This is a genomic window from Apibacter raozihei, from assembly GCF_004014855.1.
Classification (GTDB): domain Bacteria; phylum Bacteroidota; class Bacteroidia; order Flavobacteriales; family Weeksellaceae; genus Apibacter; species Apibacter raozihei.
This window is the reverse complement of sequence record NZ_CP034930.1, coordinates 1,555,362-1,576,600: the sequence shown is the minus strand read 5'-3', so window position 1 is coordinate 1,576,600 and position 21,239 is coordinate 1,555,362. Positions and strand designations below refer to the sequence as shown.

The 21,239-nt window shown below is 31.7% G+C and carries 14 protein-coding genes; 10 read left to right on the top strand and 4 right to left on the bottom strand.

What is annotated here, in order from left to right; genetic code table 11:
* The first annotated feature begins 83 nt into the window (after positions 1 to 83).
* Positions 84 to 4,130: a hybrid sensor histidine kinase/response regulator transcription factor gene (locus tag EOV51_RS07075; protein WP_128151291.1), complete on the top strand. Its 4,047-nt coding sequence runs from the start codon at positions 84 to 86 to the stop codon at positions 4,128 to 4,130.
* Between the two features lie 102 nt (positions 4,131 to 4,232).
* Here the strand turns inward: EOV51_RS07075 and EOV51_RS07070 are convergent, their stop codons facing one another.
* Positions 4,233 to 5,291: a hypothetical protein gene (locus tag EOV51_RS07070; RefSeq protein WP_128151289.1), complete on the bottom strand. Its 1,059-nt coding sequence runs from the start codon at positions 5,289 to 5,291 to the stop codon at positions 4,233 to 4,235.
* Positions 5,292 to 5,562: 271 nt separating this feature from the next.
* Between EOV51_RS07070 and dnaN the strand changes: the two genes are divergently transcribed.
* The 9 genes from dnaN (at position 5,563) to trpS (ending at position 18,358) form a co-directional block, all read left to right on the top strand.
* On the top strand, positions 5,563 to 6,678 hold the full coding sequence (dnaN, locus tag EOV51_RS07065) for a DNA polymerase III subunit beta (RefSeq protein ID WP_128151287.1): 1,116 nt from the start codon (positions 5,563 to 5,565) through the stop codon (positions 6,676 to 6,678).
* Between the two features lie 86 nt (positions 6,679 to 6,764).
* Entirely contained in the window at positions 6,765 to 9,182 is a 2,418-nt protein-coding gene (gene pheT, locus EOV51_RS07060) for a phenylalanine--tRNA ligase subunit beta (RefSeq protein WP_128151285.1), read from the top strand.
* A gap of 8 nt (positions 9,183 to 9,190) precedes the next feature.
* Positions 9,191 to 9,967: a Rossmann-like and DUF2520 domain-containing protein gene (locus EOV51_RS07055; protein ID WP_128151283.1), complete on the top strand. Its 777-nt coding sequence runs from the start codon at positions 9,191 to 9,193 to the stop codon at positions 9,965 to 9,967.
* Entirely contained in the window at positions 9,954 to 10,484 is a 531-nt protein-coding gene (locus tag EOV51_RS07050) for a KdsC family phosphatase (RefSeq protein ID WP_128151281.1), read from the top strand. The genes EOV51_RS07055 and EOV51_RS07050 overlap by 14 nt, the downstream gene beginning before the upstream one ends.
* A gap of 521 nt (positions 10,485 to 11,005) precedes the next feature.
* The gene (gene cls, locus EOV51_RS07045; RefSeq protein ID WP_128151279.1) at positions 11,006 to 12,502 is read left to right on the top strand and encodes a cardiolipin synthase; all 1,497 of its coding nucleotides are present in this window, start codon (positions 11,006 to 11,008) and stop codon (positions 12,500 to 12,502) included.
* Between the two features lie 338 nt (positions 12,503 to 12,840).
* The gene (gene ileS, locus EOV51_RS07040; protein ID WP_128151277.1) at positions 12,841 to 16,236 is read left to right on the top strand and encodes an isoleucine--tRNA ligase; all 3,396 of its coding nucleotides are present in this window, start codon (positions 12,841 to 12,843) and stop codon (positions 16,234 to 16,236) included.
* A 4-nt stretch (positions 16,237 to 16,240) separates the two neighbouring features.
* Complete coding sequence (locus tag EOV51_RS07035) at positions 16,241 to 16,621, top strand: TraR/DksA family transcriptional regulator (RefSeq protein ID WP_128151275.1); 381 nt, start codon at positions 16,241 to 16,243, stop codon at positions 16,619 to 16,621.
* A gap of 2 nt (positions 16,622 to 16,623) precedes the next feature.
* Positions 16,624 to 17,265 (top strand): lipoprotein signal peptidase, encoded by a 642-nt coding sequence (locus EOV51_RS07030; protein ID WP_128151273.1) that lies wholly within the window; start codon positions 16,624 to 16,626, stop codon positions 17,263 to 17,265.
* A gap of 124 nt (positions 17,266 to 17,389) precedes the next feature.
* Positions 17,390 to 18,358: a tryptophan--tRNA ligase gene (gene trpS / locus EOV51_RS07025; protein WP_128151271.1), complete on the top strand. Its 969-nt coding sequence runs from the start codon at positions 17,390 to 17,392 to the stop codon at positions 18,356 to 18,358.
* A gap of 185 nt (positions 18,359 to 18,543) precedes the next feature.
* On the opposite strand, the gene EOV51_RS07020 is transcribed toward trpS, so the two are convergent.
* From EOV51_RS07020 to EOV51_RS07010, 3 genes are all read right to left on the bottom strand, one after another.
* Positions 18,544 to 19,218 (bottom strand): head GIN domain-containing protein, encoded by a 675-nt coding sequence (locus EOV51_RS07020; RefSeq protein ID WP_164875258.1) that lies wholly within the window; start codon positions 19,216 to 19,218, stop codon positions 18,544 to 18,546.
* A gap of 61 nt (positions 19,219 to 19,279) precedes the next feature.
* Positions 19,280 to 19,816: a peptide-methionine (R)-S-oxide reductase MsrB gene (gene msrB, locus EOV51_RS07015; protein WP_128151267.1), complete on the bottom strand. Its 537-nt coding sequence runs from the start codon at positions 19,814 to 19,816 to the stop codon at positions 19,280 to 19,282.
* A gap of 109 nt (positions 19,817 to 19,925) precedes the next feature.
* On the bottom strand, positions 19,926 to 21,239 hold the full coding sequence (locus EOV51_RS07010; RefSeq protein ID WP_128151265.1) for a hypothetical protein: 1,314 nt from the start codon (positions 21,237 to 21,239) through the stop codon (positions 19,926 to 19,928).

The window sequence follows — 21,239 nt, the reverse complement described above, 5'->3', positions numbered from 1 at the left end:
TCACATGGATTTTTATTCTCAGATTAATGTTTGAGATTTGCGTTTCAACACCTGTTATTTTATAATCCTTTTAATCTATTTTTATGATATTTAATAAGCAAAAAAAGCATAATTGCATAGGAATACTTATGTCTTTTTTACTTTTCATAATTTTGAGCTGCGGCAAAAAAAACGACCTGAATATTATCTCAGATCTTAAAAATAAAAGTGGTATATCCGAAGAATTATCAAACCAACATATTAATTGCTTTGAAGAAGATAAATTCGGATATATATGGATTGGGACTTCACGAGGATTAAATCGCTACAACAGTTACGATTACCATCAATATTTCAGTATTTCCGGCGACTCAACCACTTTAAACAGTAATATTATAAAATCACTATTTAATGACACAAAAGACCAACTATGGATTGGAACATCAAATGGGATAGCTTTGTATGATTTTAAAATGGATAGTTTTCATAGAATTAAAATTGACGGTCCTGAAAAAAATACTAAACAAATACTTGAAAGTGAGGATGGACGTATATTTGCAAGTATGTACACCAGTTTGTACGAATATGTTCCCCGAAAAAAAGAATTTAAAAAAGTACTAGAATTTGATTCGGATGTTTTTTATACCACATGCGTTATGGACAAACATAATCGTTTATGGCTTATTTCCGCTTCTTATATAAAATGCTATAATTTATCTGATCTCAAACAGATTCATTATATTGACTTATCGAAATATAAAGCTTCAAATTATTCCTGTTTTTTAAATAATAGCAACGAATTGTTTTTAAGTATGGATAATTCGATTTACTCCATTGATATAAACAATACCGAACCTACTCTTGTTAAAAGAATTAATATCCCATCACATTCCATAGTTAACTCTATACTAGCATACAATTCAAATTCATTAATTATAGGAACCAAAACAGAAGAAACATTCATTTATAATACTTTATCAAATTTAATAACAGGAACGGATGACAAAGAATTTCCTCTAACCGCTCCTGAAGCTCCTGTAAACACTTCTTTTATAGATTCCAACCAAAACCTATGGGTATCTGTTTTAGATCAAGGATACACAATTAATTACAAAAACAAACAACAACTAAACATCAATACTAAACTAAAATCACTCATAAATAATAAATCAGTTACAGCTATTACTACCGATAAAAAACAGAATTTATGGATAAGCACTTCATTCAATTACGAAATAATAATTTATAATCCAGTAAATGAAAAAATAAATCAGATAGATCTTAAAAAAACATTTAGAAAAGATCAACTACAAGATGCTATCAGCAAAATATATGCAGATTCTGAAAACCATATATGGTTACTTATTAGTAATAAGCTATATAAGTGTAATTATGACAACAATCAATTAAATATAATTGAAACTTTTTCATTTCCTATGACATTGCAAAGTATTGCTGAAGACAAATTTGGAACTCTATGGGTTGGAGGTTATTCAGAATACATATATGCGCTTAAAAAATCGGAACACGAGTTTTCTAAAATTAAGCTTTACACAAAACAGTATACCTATATTCAAGACATACTAGTTTTAAGCACAGGAAATTTGGTTATAAGTTCTTTCAACCAGGAATTCAAAATAATTGATACGGACACCTGGAACGTACGAAGTTTTGAAGTATCGGTTCAGGGTTTAAAAACACCGGCATTTATGCCTTCATGCATTTTTGAAGATTCTAATCAAACTATATGGCTCGGAACATTAAACCAAGGCTTGTTTTCTTATTCTATGAGAACCAAAAAAGTACAATCTTACAATAATTTACTCTCCAGTGAAGAGGTTAATAGTATTGAGGAAGATATCTATGGAAATATTTGGGTTGGAACCAGCTATGGATTAAATAAAATTTACAAAAACAAACAATCAGCTGTTTCCTATTTTTCTTACGACGGTATTGGCGGAAATCAATTTAACCGTCAGGCTGCATCATCTTTGTCCAACAGTATATTGTTTTTCGGTGGAACCCATGGCCTTACCATATTTAATCTTACAAAACCGAATAATAAGAAAAAGATACCGCTATATTTTGAAAATCTTATTATAAACAACGAGATTGAAGAAGTATCCTCCTCAGGAGTCTTACAAAAAAACCTTTTATTCTCTCCAAAAATAGACCTAAAACCCAATCAGGATATAGAAATTACTTTTGCTGGCTTGGACTTTAATGAATCTCATAAAGTAAGATATTATTATAAAATGGAAGGTTATGACAAAGATTGGATAGACTCCAAATACAAAAGAATAGCCAGTTATCCACATTTACCCTCAGGTTCCTATATTTTCAAAATAAAGATAGCAGATACTGAAAATATTCATACTGAAACAGAAGCTTCACTACCAATAACAATGGAAAAAGTGATTTGGCTTAAATGGCCTATGATTTTTTTATATTTATCACTGATTATCATACTCCTGTTTATATTTAATTATCTTTTTCATGATGCCCGTTCAAGCAAAAATGAAGTAATAACTGCGCATAAAGAAAAAGAATATGAAAGACATATAAATAAGATGAATATGAAATTCTTTTCTAATATGGCTAAAGAACTTCGCACTCCTTTGACGATGATGTCTGGACCTGTAACTATATTATCTGAAAATAATCTTCCTCAAGAGAATAGAAAAGAGCTTTTGACGCTGATAAAAACAAGTATACAGCGTATGTTCCGGTTAACCGGACAAATCCATGACTTTAATAAACTTGAAGAGAATGAACTTAAATTAGTTAAATGGAATGAAAATATTGTTGAACTCATAAACGATATACTAAGTATATACATGGTGAGTGCTCAAAAAAGAGAAATAACTATTACCACTATAGGCTTTTCTATCCCGATAATTATTTCAATAGATAAAGAAAAATTTGAAAGAATATTGGAAAACATTTTATCTAATGCTTTTAAATTCACACCCGATCGTGGAAAAATTGAAATTACGCTGGAGATTATTACGAAAAATATAGTTCAGGAAATATTCCCGAATAATAACGATTATATTTATCCTGAATATCTCAGAATAAGTGTTGGTGATTCCGGTCCCGGAATTCCTGAAAATATGCTTGAAGACATATTTAAACGCAATTTTAAGATAGACAATTCTTTTTACAATATCAAAAATACCGGAACAGGAATTGGCTTGTACTACGCAAAAAAATTAATTGAATTGCACAATGGGTTTATTAAAGCTGAAAATAAAGAAAAATTTGGAAGCATACTATCTGTAGCGTTTCCTTATTATAAAGAAAATTTAGCATTTATAGCAGAAAATCAAGGAATAAATCATGAAGAATTAAATAATCTAAATAATGAAGATGAAGAGCTGGAAGTTGATGATAAATCACATAAAAATATAACTATTCTTATCATCGACAATGATAAAGACCTTACTCATTATTTATACACAATACTTTCAATATATTATACGGTAATTTTAAAAAACAGTACGGACGAAGCCAGTAAATTATTACCTGAAAATAAACCGGACCTTATCATCTGCGATGTATTATTACCTGAATCAGATGGTTATAAATTTATTGAAAAACTTAAAGCAAATGAATCTTATCAACATATTCCTATAATTTTATTAAGTGTTAAAACGTTAATAGAAAATCAGATTTACGGTTTAAATTTAGGAGCAAATGCGTATATAACTAAACCATTTAATCCCTTATATTTACTATCTGTAATCAGATCACTAATTAACAACAGAAATTATATTCGTCACCCCATGAATAATATAACACTAAAAAAAGAACTTGATATGGATTCTATTTCCGTTCTGGACCGCGCATTCCTGGATAATTTATATCAATTAATGGATAAAGAATTATCTAATTCTGAATTAAATATTGAACAAATAGCGAAGCTACTAGGCATGAGCCGTGTTAAATTCTTTTATAAAGTCAAAGGTTTAACCGGTATTGCTCCTAATAATTTTTTTAAAGCATATAAATTAAATCGTGCAGCTGAATATCTTAAAGAAGGCAAATACAATATTTCTGAAATTGCTAATTTAACGGGATTTAAAACTCTTTCTCATTTCTCCTCCAGTTTTAAAAAACAGTTCGGTGCTCCGCCTACAGAATATAAATAATATTCCTGATTAAAGACAACTAATTAATTATTTTAAATCTTTGGCAAAAGATATTTTGCCAAAGATTTTATCTTTTCGTAAATATCTCTTCTATTAAAAAAGTTAAATAGGTTTCCTATAATTTTTCACAACGAATTCAATACCAGTATCAACAATTTCTCCCATATTTTTACAGTGCTTAAAATGAAAACTATACGTAAGCTTCTGTAAATGAGTTCGTAATTGAACAACATTAGCCAAAGGAGCTATTTCATCCTCTTTCATTATTTTTATTAAATCCTGATACCTTTTATAACTGTTCATAATTCGCCTTGCAATTAAAGATCTGACTTCTTTTCTATATTGTTCAACAGAATTTGGCTTTAATTTTTCATCTACTAATCTAACCATTTCATTATTTTCCTTAAAATATTGAGGTAAGTATATTTTCAGATTACCTTCATAGCATTGTTGATCAAAATCTATAGCCCTTATTCTATAAACAATCTGATCGTAATCATGAGTAACTACTACCACATAATTATAAGATCTCATATCTCCCAGAAGCCCCACCATACATCTTTCATTAAACTTGACAAATTCTTTGGCTATCTGAGATTTTTCCAAATCCGAACATTTAGGTAAATGTTTTTTTATAAATATATCACCCGGAATTCCTAAAATATGTTCTTCAATCAATGTATCCTGGTATACCATATAATTGACTCTGTGCGGAGACAGCATGTCTTCCAGCTCGAGGCCGTATATACGCGATGCATCAGCTTTTTTAACATAAAAATTAGTATAATTATCATTTAAAACATTACGAACCCTTACACGAAATGGTTTTGAATTCCCAAAAGTGCAAAACTCAATGGAATCTACTTTTAAATATGGCAAAGATTCTTTATCTCCATCAGAATGTAATAAAGTGTATATCCTGTTAAGACTATTTTCAATTTCCGAATGTTCCCATTCAGTGTAGTAAACGCTCAACCACAAAGTATCATTTCCTTCTTTATCCTCAACCGAAGTATAATCACAAAAACGCAATAAATCATCATATAACAAAGGAGATACTGTAGTCCTGTTGTATTTTTCCAGATACGCCATCAACTCTTCCGATATAGGATATATAGGCTTACGAAATTCTATCTTTACATCTTTTTTGGGCTCTTTCATTTGAATACATAAATAAAAATATTAACTTAAATATACGTAATAAATTTAACTATTTTTAAATCTTTTAATACATGCTCAGAGATCCTGAACTCTAAAAATAAATTACAATTACTTATACCATTTTAAATAAAATTTAATCTATTTGCTTATTTTTAAAAAATATATTTACTGAATATTTCATCAAAAGTTAAGCAAAGAGAAATAAAATATAAAAAAGGCTTTGAATTAGAATGAAAAAAACTAATTTTGTAGACTAAGAAAAAAATCATATATGAAATTCATAGTTTCAAGCGGAGAATTATTAAAGGCTTTACAGCTAATAAGTGGGGTTACAGGAGGAAATTCTTCTTTACCAGTGTTAGAAAATTTTTTATTTGATTTGGATTCCGGAAAATTAACCATTTATGGTTCCGACGGAGAAACAACTATGAAAACCAGTATTGATGTTCAAAGTAACGATACAGGCAAAATAGCTGTTCCTTCAAAACTATTAACTGACACAGTTAAAACCTTCTCAGAACAACCCTTATCTTTTTCACAAGAAGGTAATCAGTTAGAAATTGTTGACGAAAAAGATAATTATTTTATAGCCCTTGACGATGTTGAGCAATATCCGACCATACCGGAACTCGATACAGATAAATCAATAACAATAAAAGCTTCTGTATTAGGAGAAGCCATTGCTAATACAATATTTTCTACCGGTAACGATGCTATGCGCCCGGTAATGACCGGAGTTCTTTTCCAGTTTACTGATTCCGAATGCCGTTTTGTTGCTACTGATGCTCATAGACTTGTTAAATATACGAGAAAAGATATTTCTGTTGAGGAAGCTGTGGAATTTATCATGCCTAAAAAACCGCTAAATTTATTAAAAAACGCATTAATTGCTCATGAAGATGACGTTACTGTAGATTTTAATGAAACTAATGCCCGATTTACACACAATCAGACCCAATGGGTTTGCAGACTGATTGATGGAAAATATCCCAATTATGATGCGGTAATACCTAAAGAAAACCCTAATGTCTTAACTATTAATAGACAACTTTTCCTAGGTTCACTAAAAAGAGCTGCTCTTTTCTCTAACAAATCTACATCACAGGTTCGTTTATCTTTAAATGGTAATCTTTTAAAGCTAAGCGCTGAAGATTTGGATTTTGCTAATAAAGCAGAAATGAGTCTTCCATGTGACTACCATGGAGAGGAATTAAAAATTGGATTTAATTCAAAATTTCTAAATGAGATGCTGAATAACATATCCTCTGAAGACGTGACTCTGGAAATGTCAACCTCTAACCGTGCCGGAATAATTAAACCTGCGGAAGGTCTCGACGAAAATGAAGACATACTGATGTTAGTAATGCCGGTAATGCTTAATAATTAAAAAATATCAAAAATTTTAAAATATTCACTTACTTTTTATGCAAACAATAGTTTGCATAAAAAGTTTATTATAAATAGCTTATAGCAATGAAAATTTCATATAATTGGCTTAGTACTTATATAAAAACTGATTTATCTGTTGAAAAAATCGCATCTGTACTTACAGATACAGGACTGGAAGTTGAAAACCTGGAACTGATAGAATCTATAAAAGGCAGTTTGAAGGGTATTGTGGTTGGAGAAGTAATTAAGTGCGAAAAACACCCTAATGCGGATAAATTAAAAGTTACATTAGTTAATTTGGGCGATCAAGAGCCAGTTCAAATAGTTTGTGGAGCTCCTAATGTAGAAACCGGACAAAAAGTTCCTGTTGCTACAATAGGCACGACTTTATATACCAAAGAAGGCGAGGAATTTCAGATAAAAAAAAGTAAGATTCGCGGGGAAGAATCTTTCGGTATGATATGTGCCGAAGATGAATTAGGCCTTGGCAATGGTCACGATGGAATAATTGTGCTGAACCATGACCTTGAACCAGGAACTCCCTTAAGTGAAGTTTACCATGTAGGTACCGATTATGAAATTGAAATAGGACTGACTCCGAACCGAACAGATGCCATGTCTCATTACGGAGTAGCCAGAGATTTACATGCTGCATTGAAAAGCCGTAAAATTAAATCTGAATTACATCCCGTCACAACTGAAAACTTTAAATTGGATGAAGAAACAGAGAATCCTATTTCTGTAGAAGTAGAGAATCCTGACTTATGTCCTAGATATTCAGGAATTTATATTAAAGATATTGAAATTAAACCCTCACCCGATTGGTTAAAAAATAGTTTAAAAGTTATCGGCTTAAGTTCTATAAATAATGTGGTAGATATAACTAATTATATCTTGCATTCCTACGGCCAGCCTTTACATGCTTTTGATGCAGATAAAATCGGGGGTAATAAAATTAAAGTTGGAACGGTTAAAGACGGCACCATATTCACCACTCTTGATGGTGTAAAGCGAACTTTGAACGGAACAGAATTACTTATAAAAGATTCCGACGACACTCCGATGTGCCTTGCAGGAATTTATGGGGGTGCAGACTCTGGTGTTAGTAATAACACTAAAAATATTTTTCTGGAAAGTGCCTATTTCGATGCTGTTTCTGTTAGAAAAACTGCAAAAAAAGAAGGTATCAATACAGATTCTTCCTTTCGTTTTGAAAGAGGTGTAGATCCTAATAACACGGTAGTTGCTTTGAAGAAAGCATGTGAATTGTTTCAGGAACTGGCTAACGGTAAGGTTGTTGGGCCTATAATTGATGAGTATCCTACTCCTGTTAAAAAGCAAAATGCTGTATTAAGATATCACAAAATAGATCAAATATTAGGAAAAAGAATTCATAGAGACCAGATAAAGGAAATTTTAAAAGCTCTTGAAATCACAATTATAAGCGATACAAATGAAACTTTAGATTTGGTTATTCCTGCTTACAGGGTTGATGTAACCCGTGAAATTGATGTTATTGAAGAAATTGCTAGGATTTACGGTTACAATCATATTGATATACCTCAAAAGTTCACATTTGCCTATGAGAGTAAAAATCACTTCGATGAAGAATCTCTGGAAAATCAAATTGCTAATCAATTAAAATACAATGGCTTTAATGAAACTATCAACAATTCATTAACTCAAAAACGTGAATCGGAAGGCAATTATGTTGAATTACTGAATCCGCTGAGCAATGAATTAGCAGTTATGAGACAATCCCTGGTTTATGGCTTATTAGAGTGTATTGCTTTTAATATTAATCGAAATCAAAAACAAATCAAATTTTTTGAATTTGGCAAAACCTATTTCAAAACTGCGGGTGGATATAATGAAAATAAAAAATTAGCTTTAGCATTATTTGGTAATTATCAGGAAAATAACTGGATATCTAATTCCAATACTTCTACATTTTATCATTTGAAAGGTGTGGTAAACCAACTATTGCAAACTTTTGGCCTGAATCTTGATGAGAAGCCTCTAGAGTCCAATTTATTTAATGACGGGTTAGAGCTATTCAGCAAAAAAAGTTCCATTGGAAAATTAAGTATCATTAATTCAAAACTTGCAAAAGAATTCGGAATAAAATCTGAGGTATTCTATGCTGAGTTGGAATGGGAGAAAATGGTTCAGGCTATAGCTGGAAAAGGAAAGTACAAATTACAGGACATTCCTAAATTCCCTGGTTCACAAAGAGATTTGGCTCTCTTGGTTGATAAAAGTATCAAATATCACGACTTATATAAAACTGCATTTGAAACAGAAAAAAAACTACTAAAATCTGTGAATTTATTTGATGTATATGAAGGTAAAAATTTACCTGATGGTAAAAAATCTTATGCATTGAATTTCTTCATTCAGGATGAAAATAAAACATTAACAGATAAGGATATTGATAAGGTTATTAATAAATTGCTGGAGAAATTCTCCACACAGTTTAAAGCTGAATTGCGAAATAATTAAAAACCAATATGCATAAAAAAGTAGTAGTTGTAGGAGCAGGTAGTGTAGCTTATCATTTAATTAGAGTATTACTGGATAATACGGTAAATGTTGTTCAGATATTTAACAGAACTCTAAGTAAAGCTCAGGAGCTGGCCAATAATTACAATATAAATTATACCGATAAAATTTCAGAAATCGTAAAAGCCGACATATATATAATATGTACAGCAGATAAAGCAATTTCTGAGATATCGTACTATATACCTTACGAAGATTGTTTAGTTGTACATACTTCAGGATCTACAGCTATTTCTGCATTAAAAGGCAAATACAGGAAAGGGGTTTTTTACCCTTTACAAACTTTTTCTAAACGAAGAACTATCAAAGACATTCCTTTTCTTATAGAAGCCGAGTTTCCTGAAGATGAGCTTTTATTACTAAATCTTGGAAAAAGAATATCAGAAGATGTAAGGGTTACAGATTCGGATACAAGATTAAAAATTCATATGGCTGCCATTTGGGCAAATAATTTTACCAATCACATGTATTATATAGCGAATGAAATTTGTAAAAAACAGAATATTCCTTTTGATATGCTAAAACCGCTGATTAAAGAAACAGCAGGTAAAATTGAAGACGATATTCTTCCGTATGAAGCTCAGACTGGACCTGCCAGAAGAAACGAAGAATTAATAATTAAAAAACATCTAGAAATACTTGAAAAAGAATCTGATAGCCGAAAATATCAGATTTACCAACTACTAACTGATTCAATATTTTACACGTACAATGACAAATTATAAAGAAAAATTACATCACATAACTTCTTTTGTTTTTGATGTAGATGGCGTAATGACTGATGGAAGTCTTATTCTGATTAACAATCAGATGATTCGAAGTATGAACACTAAAGATGGATTTGTATTACAGTATGCTGTAAAAAAAGGTTATAAAATAGCAATTATTACAGGAGGTAAAGACGAATCGGTGGTAAGTAGAATGAAATACCTTGGTATAACTGACGTATATTTAGCCTCTCAAAATAAATGGGAGGATATGGAAGATTTCCTTTACAAATACGGACTTAAACCTCAGGAAGTACTTTATATGGGTGACGACTTACCCGATTATGATGTAATGACTAAGGTGGGTGTAGGAGCTGCTCCGAAAGATGCATGCAGCGAAATACTTTCAATTGCAGATTATATATCTCCTATTTCAGGCGGTCAAGGTTGTGTTCGTGATGTCATTGAACAGGTAATGAGAACCCGTAATGACTGGGACTATTTACAATCTAAAGATGACACAGCCTCTGTTTAACTATTTTTGAACGGAACTATAAATATTGTAATATTGTGATATATATCATGTAATTACATAAGTTATTTACTAACTTTATTGGTTAAAATTTCCTACTTTTATACAAGCCACAAGTACTTAAATATGAGAAAAAAAAACCAACGTAATTTCTGCCTGATCAAGTGTTCGGAAAATAATTACTTTCAATATCAAACCAAAAATCAAATTACATTTCAACAATTTATTTTTTTATTACCTCCTCTACAAAATTATATCTACAGATCTTAATACAGTCAAAATAAATTACGTCCTCAATATTCCGAAAGTCAATTTTGCTACTCTTCATAAACAATAATAAAAATAAGATCTAAAGTTTTTTTCAAAATTTTAGATTAAGTACAGCTTATAATTATTCATATACACATTAATTAGAAGAAGGTGAGAAATTTTCTCCCCTTCTTATTTTATAATCATTTACATTTTAATTCACATTTGTAATAATAATTATTAAATTTATATATTATTTATTAACCCGTAAGTATATGCATAAAATAACCGATGCAGCAAAGCTTTTAAACCCTGAAATTATCACACTTTTTATAACTATTATTTATTCTTTATTTATTCTTTACACAGTAATTAAAATAATTAAAGATACAGAAAGCCCTGCCAAAGCATTAGGATATCTGCTACTTGTACTGGTTTTACCGATAATCGGCGCCATACTTTATTTTTCAATAGGAGTTAATTACAGGCTCGAAAAACTGTATAAGAGAAAATATTTTCGGGACCGAAATTTTTACGAAACCATCAAAAATCAAATTTTTGAACATTCGGAAAAAAGAATTGAAAATCACAGAAAGCTTCTAGAGGGGAAAACACATCCTATCAGAATGCTTTTAAAAGATACCTCTTCAGCTTTATATACTGCTAATCGCACTAAACTTTTAATTAACGGCGAAAACAAGTTTACAGAAGTAATTGATGCTCTTAAAAAAGCAGAAAAACACATTCATATTGAGTATTACATTTTCTCCGATGATAGAATAGGCAATAAAATTAAAGAAATTCTAATTCAAAAAGCAAATGAAGGAGTAACCATTCGATTTATCTACGATGATTTCGGTAGCCATTCACTTAATAAAAAAATGATACCTGAACTTCGAAAAGCTGGTGTTCAGGTAGCAGCCTTTTATAAAATAAAATTATATGCACTGGCTAACCGTATGAATTATCGAAACCATAGAAAAGTAATTGTCATTGATTCTAAAATAGGATTTATAGGTGGAATTAACGTTGACGACAGATATATAAACACTCCTGATACAAAGTTATACTGGAGAGATACTCACCTGATGATTGAAGGAGAAGCCGTTAACGGACTGCAATATAATTTCCTCAATGATTGGAATTTTTGCTCAGAAAGCCCTGTCGATTATTTTGACAGGCAATATTTTTATCCCAAAGACTCTAAGTTTACACAAAAAGATGATGAGCTAATCCAGTTTGCTGCCAGCGGGCCTGATAGTGACAGAGCTACCATCATGCTTGTATATAACGGTATTATCACTGCCAGCCAAAAACGTTTATACTTAACAACTCCTTATCTTATACCTAACGAAACGATTGTAAATGCGTTGAAATTCGCTGCGCTTAGCGGAGTTGATGTACGCTTGTTAGTACCATACAATTCAGACAGCATGGTAGTTAATGCTGCCTCTTGTTCCTATTATTTGGAATTGCTGGCAGCAGGTGTACGTATTTTCAGGTATACCAAAGGATTTGTTCATGCAAAAACGATTGTTTCCGATGACAATCTTTCTATTGTCGGATCTGCCAACATAGATATGAGAAGTTTTGATTTGAATTTTGAAATAAGCGCTCTTGTATATAGTCGTAAAATCAATGAAGAATTATGTAATGCTTTTATGGAAGATTTAGCAAACAGTACAGAAATTTCTTATGCTGAATGGAACCAAAGAAATAAATTAGTCAAATTCGGAAACTCTATGGCTAAACTGATATCTCCTTTACTTTAAAACATAGGATTATCACTGATGCATATAATTTTCTTTTATGAACGGAATAATCTTACTATCTAGAAAATATAAAACCCCTTACAAATTAATTAAATTTTAAACTATAAAAAGCTGAAACTTTCTTATTAAAAATACCCATTATCAGACAAATCAAAAATAATGAATTAAACAAAAATTCAGACTTTCAACATTTGCCTATTATTTCTCACGCAAATGTCAATAAATCCTTTATTTAAATCAAAAATCAGGCTAACATTAATGGTGATTTTTTAACTGTAAAACTGATATTTTTTCGTATATTTGCCAACTAATTTTTTACCCTAGGCAGAGAATAAAAAATGAGCAATAAATTTCAAGAATACAAAGGACTCGATCTAAATAAATTTGCAGACGAAATATCTGCTTTTTGGAAAGAAAAAAACATTTTTCAGGAAAGTATTAACTCTCGTGAGGGAAAACCTCAATATGTTTTTTTTGAAGGACCACCTTCTGCTAATGGAATGCCGGGAATACATCACGTCATGGCCCGAACCATTAAAGATATTTTCTGCAGATATCATACACTAAAAGGAAAACAGGTGCACAGAAAAGCCGGTTGGGATACTCATGGATTACCTGTTGAACTGGGTGTCGAAAAGGAATTAGGAATAACCAAAGAAGACATTGGTAAAAAAATATCAGTTGAAGATTACAATAAAGCCTGCAGAGAAGCTGTAATGCGTTATACAGGTGCCTGGAATCAGCTTACCGAGCAAATAGGTTACTGGGTAGATATGAAACATCCCTATATTACCTATGAGCCCAAATACATGGAAAGTGTCTGGTGGTTATTAAAACAAATTTACAATAAAAATCTCCTTTACAAAGGATACACAATACAGCCTTATTCCCCAAAAGCAGGAACAGGATTATCGTCTCATGAATTAAGTCTGCCCGGTGCCTACCGAGATATAACAGATACAACTATCGTAGCTCAGTTCAAAGCTCTGAAAAATAGTACGGAATTGTTCTCTTCTATAAAAGGTGATGTATATTTCTTAGCTTGGACCACTACTCCTTGGACGCTTCCTTCCAATACGGCATTAACGGTAGGAACAACGATTGATTATGTATTAGTGCAAACTTTTAATCAATATACTTTTGAACCGGTAAATATTATCTTAGCCAAGGCATTGCTAAATTCTCAAATGAGTGGAAAATACAAATTATCCGAAACAGATGATGAGTTTGAAAATTATAAGGCTGAAGATAAGAAGATACCTTATAAAATACTTGCAGAATATAAAGGAAAAGATTTAGTAGGCATTAAATATGAACAGTTGTTACCATGGGCTTTACCTTACGAAAATCCTGAAAAAGCTTTTGTTGTTATAGACGGTGATCATGTAACTACTGAAGATGGTACTGGGATAGTACACACGGCCGCCACATTTGGTGCTGATGATGCTAAAGTATCTAAAGAGCACGGAATTCCTCCTATGCTGGTACTTGATGAAAATCAAAATCCGGTTCCGTTAGTAGACTTACAAGGTAAATTCCTTCAAAGTTTACCAGAACCGTTTGGGGGAAAATATGTTCGTATTGAATATTACAAAGATGAAGAAATGCCAGAACGTTCAACAGATGTTGAACTGGCCATTTTACTTAAAACGGAAAACAAGGCTTTTAAAGTTGAAAAATATTCACACAGTTACCCACATTGCTGGCGAACAGACAAACCGATTCTCTACTATCCGCTGGATTCCTGGTTTATTAAAATACCGGAAGTCAGAGATAGAATGTCTGAACTGAACCAATCAATCAACTGGAAACCTAAGGCTACCGGAGAAGGAAGATTTGGGAACTGGCTTGAAAATGCAAACGACTGGAATCTTTCCCGATCTAGATATTGGGGAATCCCATTACCTATATGGAGAACTGAGGATGCCAAAGAAGAAATAGTTATTGGTTCTTTAGAAGAATTAATGACAGAAATGAATAAATCAGTAGAGGCTGGATTCATGCCTCACAACATATTTGAAGGATTTATTTCCGGAGATTATACTGAAGATAATTATAGCAAAGTAGACCTGCATAAAAATATAGTTGACCAGATTATTCTTGTTTCAAAAAGTGGAAAACCGATGAAACGGGAGTCTGATCTTATTGATGTTTGGTTCGATTCAGGCTCCATGCCTTATGCTCAATGGCACTATCCATTTGAAAATAAGCAAATGATAGATTCCGGAAAATCATATCCTGCCGATTTTATTGCAGAAGGAGTAGATCAGACCCGGGGTTGGTTTTACACACTTCATGCAATAGGCACTATGGTCTTTGATAGTCTGACGTATAAAAATGTGGTATCAAACGGATTGGTTCTGGACAGCAAAGGGAATAAAATGTCTAAGAGTAAAGGCAATGCGGTTGAACCATTTGAAACATTAGCCATGTTTGGTCCTGATGCAACCCGTTGGTATATGATATCCAACGCCCAGCCCTGGGATAATTTAAAGTTTGATTTGAAAGGTATTGATGAAGTAAGAAGAAAAATATTCGGCACTTTATACAATACTTATTCATTTTTCTCACTTTACGCTAATGTTGACGGGTTTACATTTAAAGAAGCTCCTATTCCTTTTCATGAAAAAAATGAATTGGATCAATGGATTATATCCGAATTAAATTTACTTATTGAAGAAGTTGATAATTTTTATGCCGATTATGAACCTACAAAAGCATTACGTGCAATAAACACTTTTGTTATAGATAACTTAAGCAATTGGTATGTAAGGCTTTCCAGAAGACGTTTCTGGAAAGGAGAATACTCTCATGATAAAATATCTGCATACCAGACTTTATATACCTGTTTAGTTAATGTTGCTAAGTTAATGTCACCGGCTGCCCCTTTCTATTCAGACAAATTATACCGGGATTTAAATCAGGTTACTAATCAGGAGCCGTTTTTATCTGTACATCTTGCTGATTTCCCTCTAAAAGATGCAAACAGTATAAATACTATTCTTCTGGAGCGAACCCATCTGGCTCAACAAATTACCAGCATGGTATTTTCACTAAGAAAAAAAGAAAATATAAAAGTACGTCAACCCTTACAAAAAATAATGATACCTGTGCTAAATGAAGAAAATCAATCCCATTTAGAAGCTATCATTCCTATAATCAAACAAGAAGTAAACGTAAAAGAAGTACAACTTCTTAATCCTAAAGAAGCTTCTGATTTAATTGTTAAAGCAGTTAAACCTAACTTCAAAGCTTTAGGACCAAAATTAGGTAAAGATCTAAAAACAGTATCCCAGGAGCTTCAGAATTTTTCAAATGAACAAATTCAGGAACTTGAGCAAGCAGGAAAAGTAAATGTTCAAGGGTACGAACTTACTCTTGAAGACATCGAAATCAGCACTCAGGACATCACCGGCTGGCTGGTTACCACTGATGGCAAATTAACCGTTGCCCTGGATATTACTATAACACCGGAATTAAAATCGGAAGGTATAGCCCGGGAATTGGTTAACAGAATACAAAATCTTAGAAAAGATCAAGGCCTGGAAGTTACAGACAGAATTTCATTGATTTTTGAATCAAATGAAGAGATTGAAAAAGCTGTAAACGCAAACTACGAATATATCTGCTCGGAAACCTTAACTGACAAGTTATCTTTTTCTGATAACATCACAGATGGAACTGAGCTGGATATTGACAATATTATTATTAACCTATCCTTAAAAAAAATGTAAAACTATGGCAGAAGACAGATTAAGATACTCGGACGAAGAGCTGGAAGAGTTCAAAGCAATTATCTTGGATAAAATTGAGAAAGCAGAAAATGATTTATCCATGTTAAAAGAGGCTTTTGTAAACGATTTAAATAATGGAACTGATGATACCTCTCCTACATTCAAAGCTTTTGAAGAGGGTTCTGAAACTATGAGTAAAGAAAGTAATGCTCAACTAGCATCCCGTCAGGAAAAGTTTATCCGTGATTTAAGAAATGCACTGGTAAGAATAGAAAATAAAACTTATGGTATTTGTCGTGTGACAGGTAAACTTATAGGTAAAGAACGATTAAAAGCTGTGCCTCATGCTACTTTGAGTATTGAAGCTAAAAATAAGCAATACTAAAAATGAAAAAAGTCCTAGGTATAACCTTTCTTATCCTGCTCATTGATCAGATATCCAAAATTTATATAAAAACTCATTTTCATTTACATGAAGAAGTAAAGGTTTTCGACTGGTTCTACCTTACTTATGTTGAAAATCCCGGAATGGCATACGGAGTACAATTGGGCGGGTTTTTAGGCAAGATAGGATTGAGCTTATTACGACTGGTTTTAATTGCTTTTATGGCTTTTTATATTAATAAATGGTCTAAAAAAGCAACTTCCTGGTTATTTATTATACCTGCAGGACTTATATTTGCGGGCGCAATCGGTAATTTAATTGATAGCATATTCTACGGAATTATTTTTGACACCGGCACTACGTACGATTCTGCTTTTCAGGTTTGGGACGGATATTCGGGAATTTCAAAACTTAATTTTGAAGGCTACGCTCCGTTATTCGGAGGTTGTGTTGTCGATATGTTCAGATTTCCGCTTATAGACAGTATCCTTCCCGAATGGGTTCCAATATGGGGAGGTGATCGTATTCAATTTTTTAACTATATATTTAATGTTGCAGATTCATCCATAACTGTAGGTGCAATAATACTTGCCTTTGCTTATTTTTTCAAGCCAGGCGTATTCCCTAAAGAATGGTTTAAATAATAAAATATATAAAGCTTTATATCATAAATGAGGAAATAATTTAAATTATTTCCTCATATTTTTTTCCTTAAATTTTACCAAGACTTTCTATTAATGTAAATTTGCACTTCATTAAAATACATTTATGAGAGTTTTAACAGGAATACAAAGTACAGGCACACCTCATTTAGGAAATTTATTAGGTGCTATTTTGCCCGCAGTAAAATTAAGCAAAGACCCTAATAACGAGTCTTTTTTCTTTATTGCGAATCTTCATTCAATGACTCAAATCAAAGATTCAAAAATATTAAAGCAAAATACTTATGAAATTGCAGCAACCTGGCTTGCCTGTGGATTAGATACTTCTAAAACCTTTTTTTATCGTCAGTCCGATATTCCTGAAGTCACTGAGCTTATGTGGTACCTGCTTTGTTATTTTCCTTACAGCCGTCTGGCATTAGCCCATGGTTTTAAAGATAAAGCTGATAGATTGGAGGATGTAAATGCCGGTTTATTTACCTACCCTATGCTGATGGCAGCAGATATACTTTTATATGATGCAAACATTGTTCCTGTGGGAAAAGATCAACTTCAACATTTGGAAATGACACGAGATGTAGCTCAAAGATTTAATCATATACACGGAGAAGTTTTAGTACTGCCAGAATCAAAATTGCAGGAAAACACCATGTACGTGCCCGGAACTGATGGAAACAAAATGAGTAAGTCAAGAGGAAATACAATTCAGATTTTTGCTCCCGAAAAAGAGTTAAAAAAACAGATTATGTCCATAGTTACAGACTCAACACCTTTGGAAGAACCTAAAAATCCGGATACTTGTAATGCATTTGCTATATATAAGTTAATTGCCAGCAAAGATGAAACTGAAACTATGAGAAAAAACTACCTTGCTGGTGGTTATGGTTACGGACATGCAAAAAAAGAGTTATTGGAAATAATTCTCAGAGAATTTGCTGAAGCAAGAGAAAAATACAATTATTACATGGATAATTTAGATCTTTTAGAAAATATTCTTTTGGAAGGTGCAGAAAAAACCAGAGTAATAGCTTCAGAAACATTAAGCAGAATACGTAAATCTTTGGAAGTAAAATAAAAAAAATTGCAGCAAAAGAAATGACCTTTGCTACAATCTAAACTAAACTAATTAAACTAATATTCCAATTCTATTGAAAAGGATACAAATTTACTAATTTTTTTTATTACAAAATGAAAAACCTGATAGATTTTCTTTATAAAATGAAATTTATCAGGCTTTTTATTAACAAAAAAATTAAACAATTAATGTTTAATAATTTTTCCACCGGCTAAAGTCTGCTGGCTTACTTCAGGTTTGCCGTATATATCTATTACACCTCCTGCACGGGTTTTAGCATTAACTTTTTCAGTTGCCGTAATCATCGCATTCCCTCCTGCATTAATTGCTACTGATGCATTTTCAGAATCCAGATCTTTTCCATTATACTTACCTCCGGAAGTAATGACTACATCCTGCTCATCAGCATGACCTGAAACATTAATAATTCCTCCGGAATTGACTCTTGCTTCTAATTTAGAAGTTTCAACTTCAGCACTGACCATAGCTCCTTCTTTAGCATTTAAAAAAACTGAAGAAGAAGATATTTTATCCACTACTTTCACTACTGCTCCCTCACTGGCCTGCGCACTACTAATTTCTCCCTGATAATAAATCTTTACTTTTACATCATCTCCTGCTAAAAGTTTGGTAGTTTTCATTCTTACTTTTAATTCTCCGTTTTTATTCACCACATCTACATCTTCTCTTTTTAAACCAGTAATCACTACCTTATTTTCATCGGAAGCTATAATATCAGCAGATATCCTGTCAAAGACTTTTACTATGGAAAAATCTCCCATGTCCAACTCTTTTTTTTCCTGAGCTGTCATTCCCAGAAATCCTAGGAAAAACAAAACTATAACAACTAATCTTTTCATATTTATATTACTTATATAATACATTTTCAATAATTAGGCCATACTCTAAGTAATCATTGTATCAATCGGGTACAAAATCAAGACAAATAGAATTCATACAATATCTTTTCCCGGTAGGTTCAGGTCCATCATCGAAAACATGGCCTAAATGAGATTTACACCTTCCGCATAAAACTTCCTCCCTCACCATCCCATAACTTGTATCCTGCTTATATACAACACTATTTTTGCGAGAAGGTTCGAAAAAAGAGGGCCAGCCACAAGTAGATGAAAATTTAGAATCTGAACGAAAAAGCTGATTTCCACATACTGCACAATAGTATATACCTAACCCTTTAAAATCATTATATTTACCCGTAAACGGAACTTCCGTGTCACCTAAACGTGCAACTTTGTATAATTCAGGATTTAAAATCTTTTTCCATTGAGCATTACTTACATTAATTTGTTGGGTATCTGTTCTTGAAAAATATGGATTAATCCTATTTTCAGCTGTTTCAGAACCGGATTTGATAGCATGTTTTTTACTTCCTGTACATCCTGTAAACAAAAGGCAGAAAATAATAGTTCCGATAAATAATTTTAAATTAGTAATCATACCTTTAAGATTTATAATTAAAATTTAATTTAGTTATAACAAAAACTGAGCTATTTTATTACAAAAAAGCTGATATGGTAATTACTGATAAAAAAAATTAATTAAAAAATTATTTGCTGATTAATGAAAGCCAGGATATTAAAAAAAATACATCATTATTTTCAGATTCTATAGAAAAGTTAACCAGTAACTTATTTTCTTTCATATAATGAGTAATAATTTCCAAACGTTTCAAATTTTTCATATATGCTTTGTAATCTGAAAATTCCTTTTGAGTTCTCATTTTGTCAAAATTAACTTTCATATAAAAGATCACGTCAGAACTTATTTTAGGGGCAAATACAGCATTATTTACTGTGCTTAAAACCAAATAATCAGGCTCACTTTGAGCTTCTATTTTAAACAAAGGAAAAAACTCCCTACTTATTTCACCATTTTTCAGCAAAATATTTTCATGTGTCAGATACGTTTTTAAACCATAGGCATCTGATTTAATTTTAACATTAAATCCCGGAACAAAATTAATTTTTTCTTTGATTACTTCTACTTTTTCAAAGTTATCGTCATACTCATAAGAAATTTGCTGTTCTTTCTGCTGTACAGGCTCTTTAATCTCAACCTGAACTTCATTTTTAAAATAAGGTAAAATACTATCTGTATTTAATCTATATTCCCCAATTTTAAAAGACTTATGGGAAGCATAAGAACTTATATCGGCATTTAGCCATAAAGAAACAAAATTATCTTTACTAAATACAGGTGCTTTAATTGGTTTTGAAACACTAAATTTATGAGAATTTATTTTAATTTCTCCTTTTATAGCTGAATCTTTCCAATGAATGCTTCCTTCACTGCTTAAATTATAAAAAACTATTTCACCTTTTTTATTTAGTATATTTTTGAAAGGACTTTCTTTAATTTTTACTGTATTTTTTTTTAAAATTAACTCTTTTAAGATATCCGAAACTTTTTCCTTTGTAGCTGAATATGCAAATACAACGGTATTCTTGTTATATAATAATTTCCACTTTCTATCTTTACTTGAATATAATGATGATAAATCCTTATCATTTTCTAAGTCCAGATGTGTAGTCACATATTTGTGAAATAATTTATAATCTTTTATGTTGAGAGATCCGAATATGGTGGTTTCTTTTTTTCCATCCACTGTAAAAAGAAAAATATCCGCCGGTATGTCGACTGTTCCTATTAGTGAATTTACATTAGTAAGAGAATCAGGTAAATACCTCTGATTACTGATAAATTTTTTCACTAATCGATAAGTATCCAGCTTGATCAGAGTTTTTGTCTCGTTATAAACTAAAATATTCTGTGATTGTTTTTTCTGATACCAAAAATATCCACATAAAAGAATAATTAGTGAAAAGAAGGCTGTGCATATCAGGTAAATAATTTTTTTCAT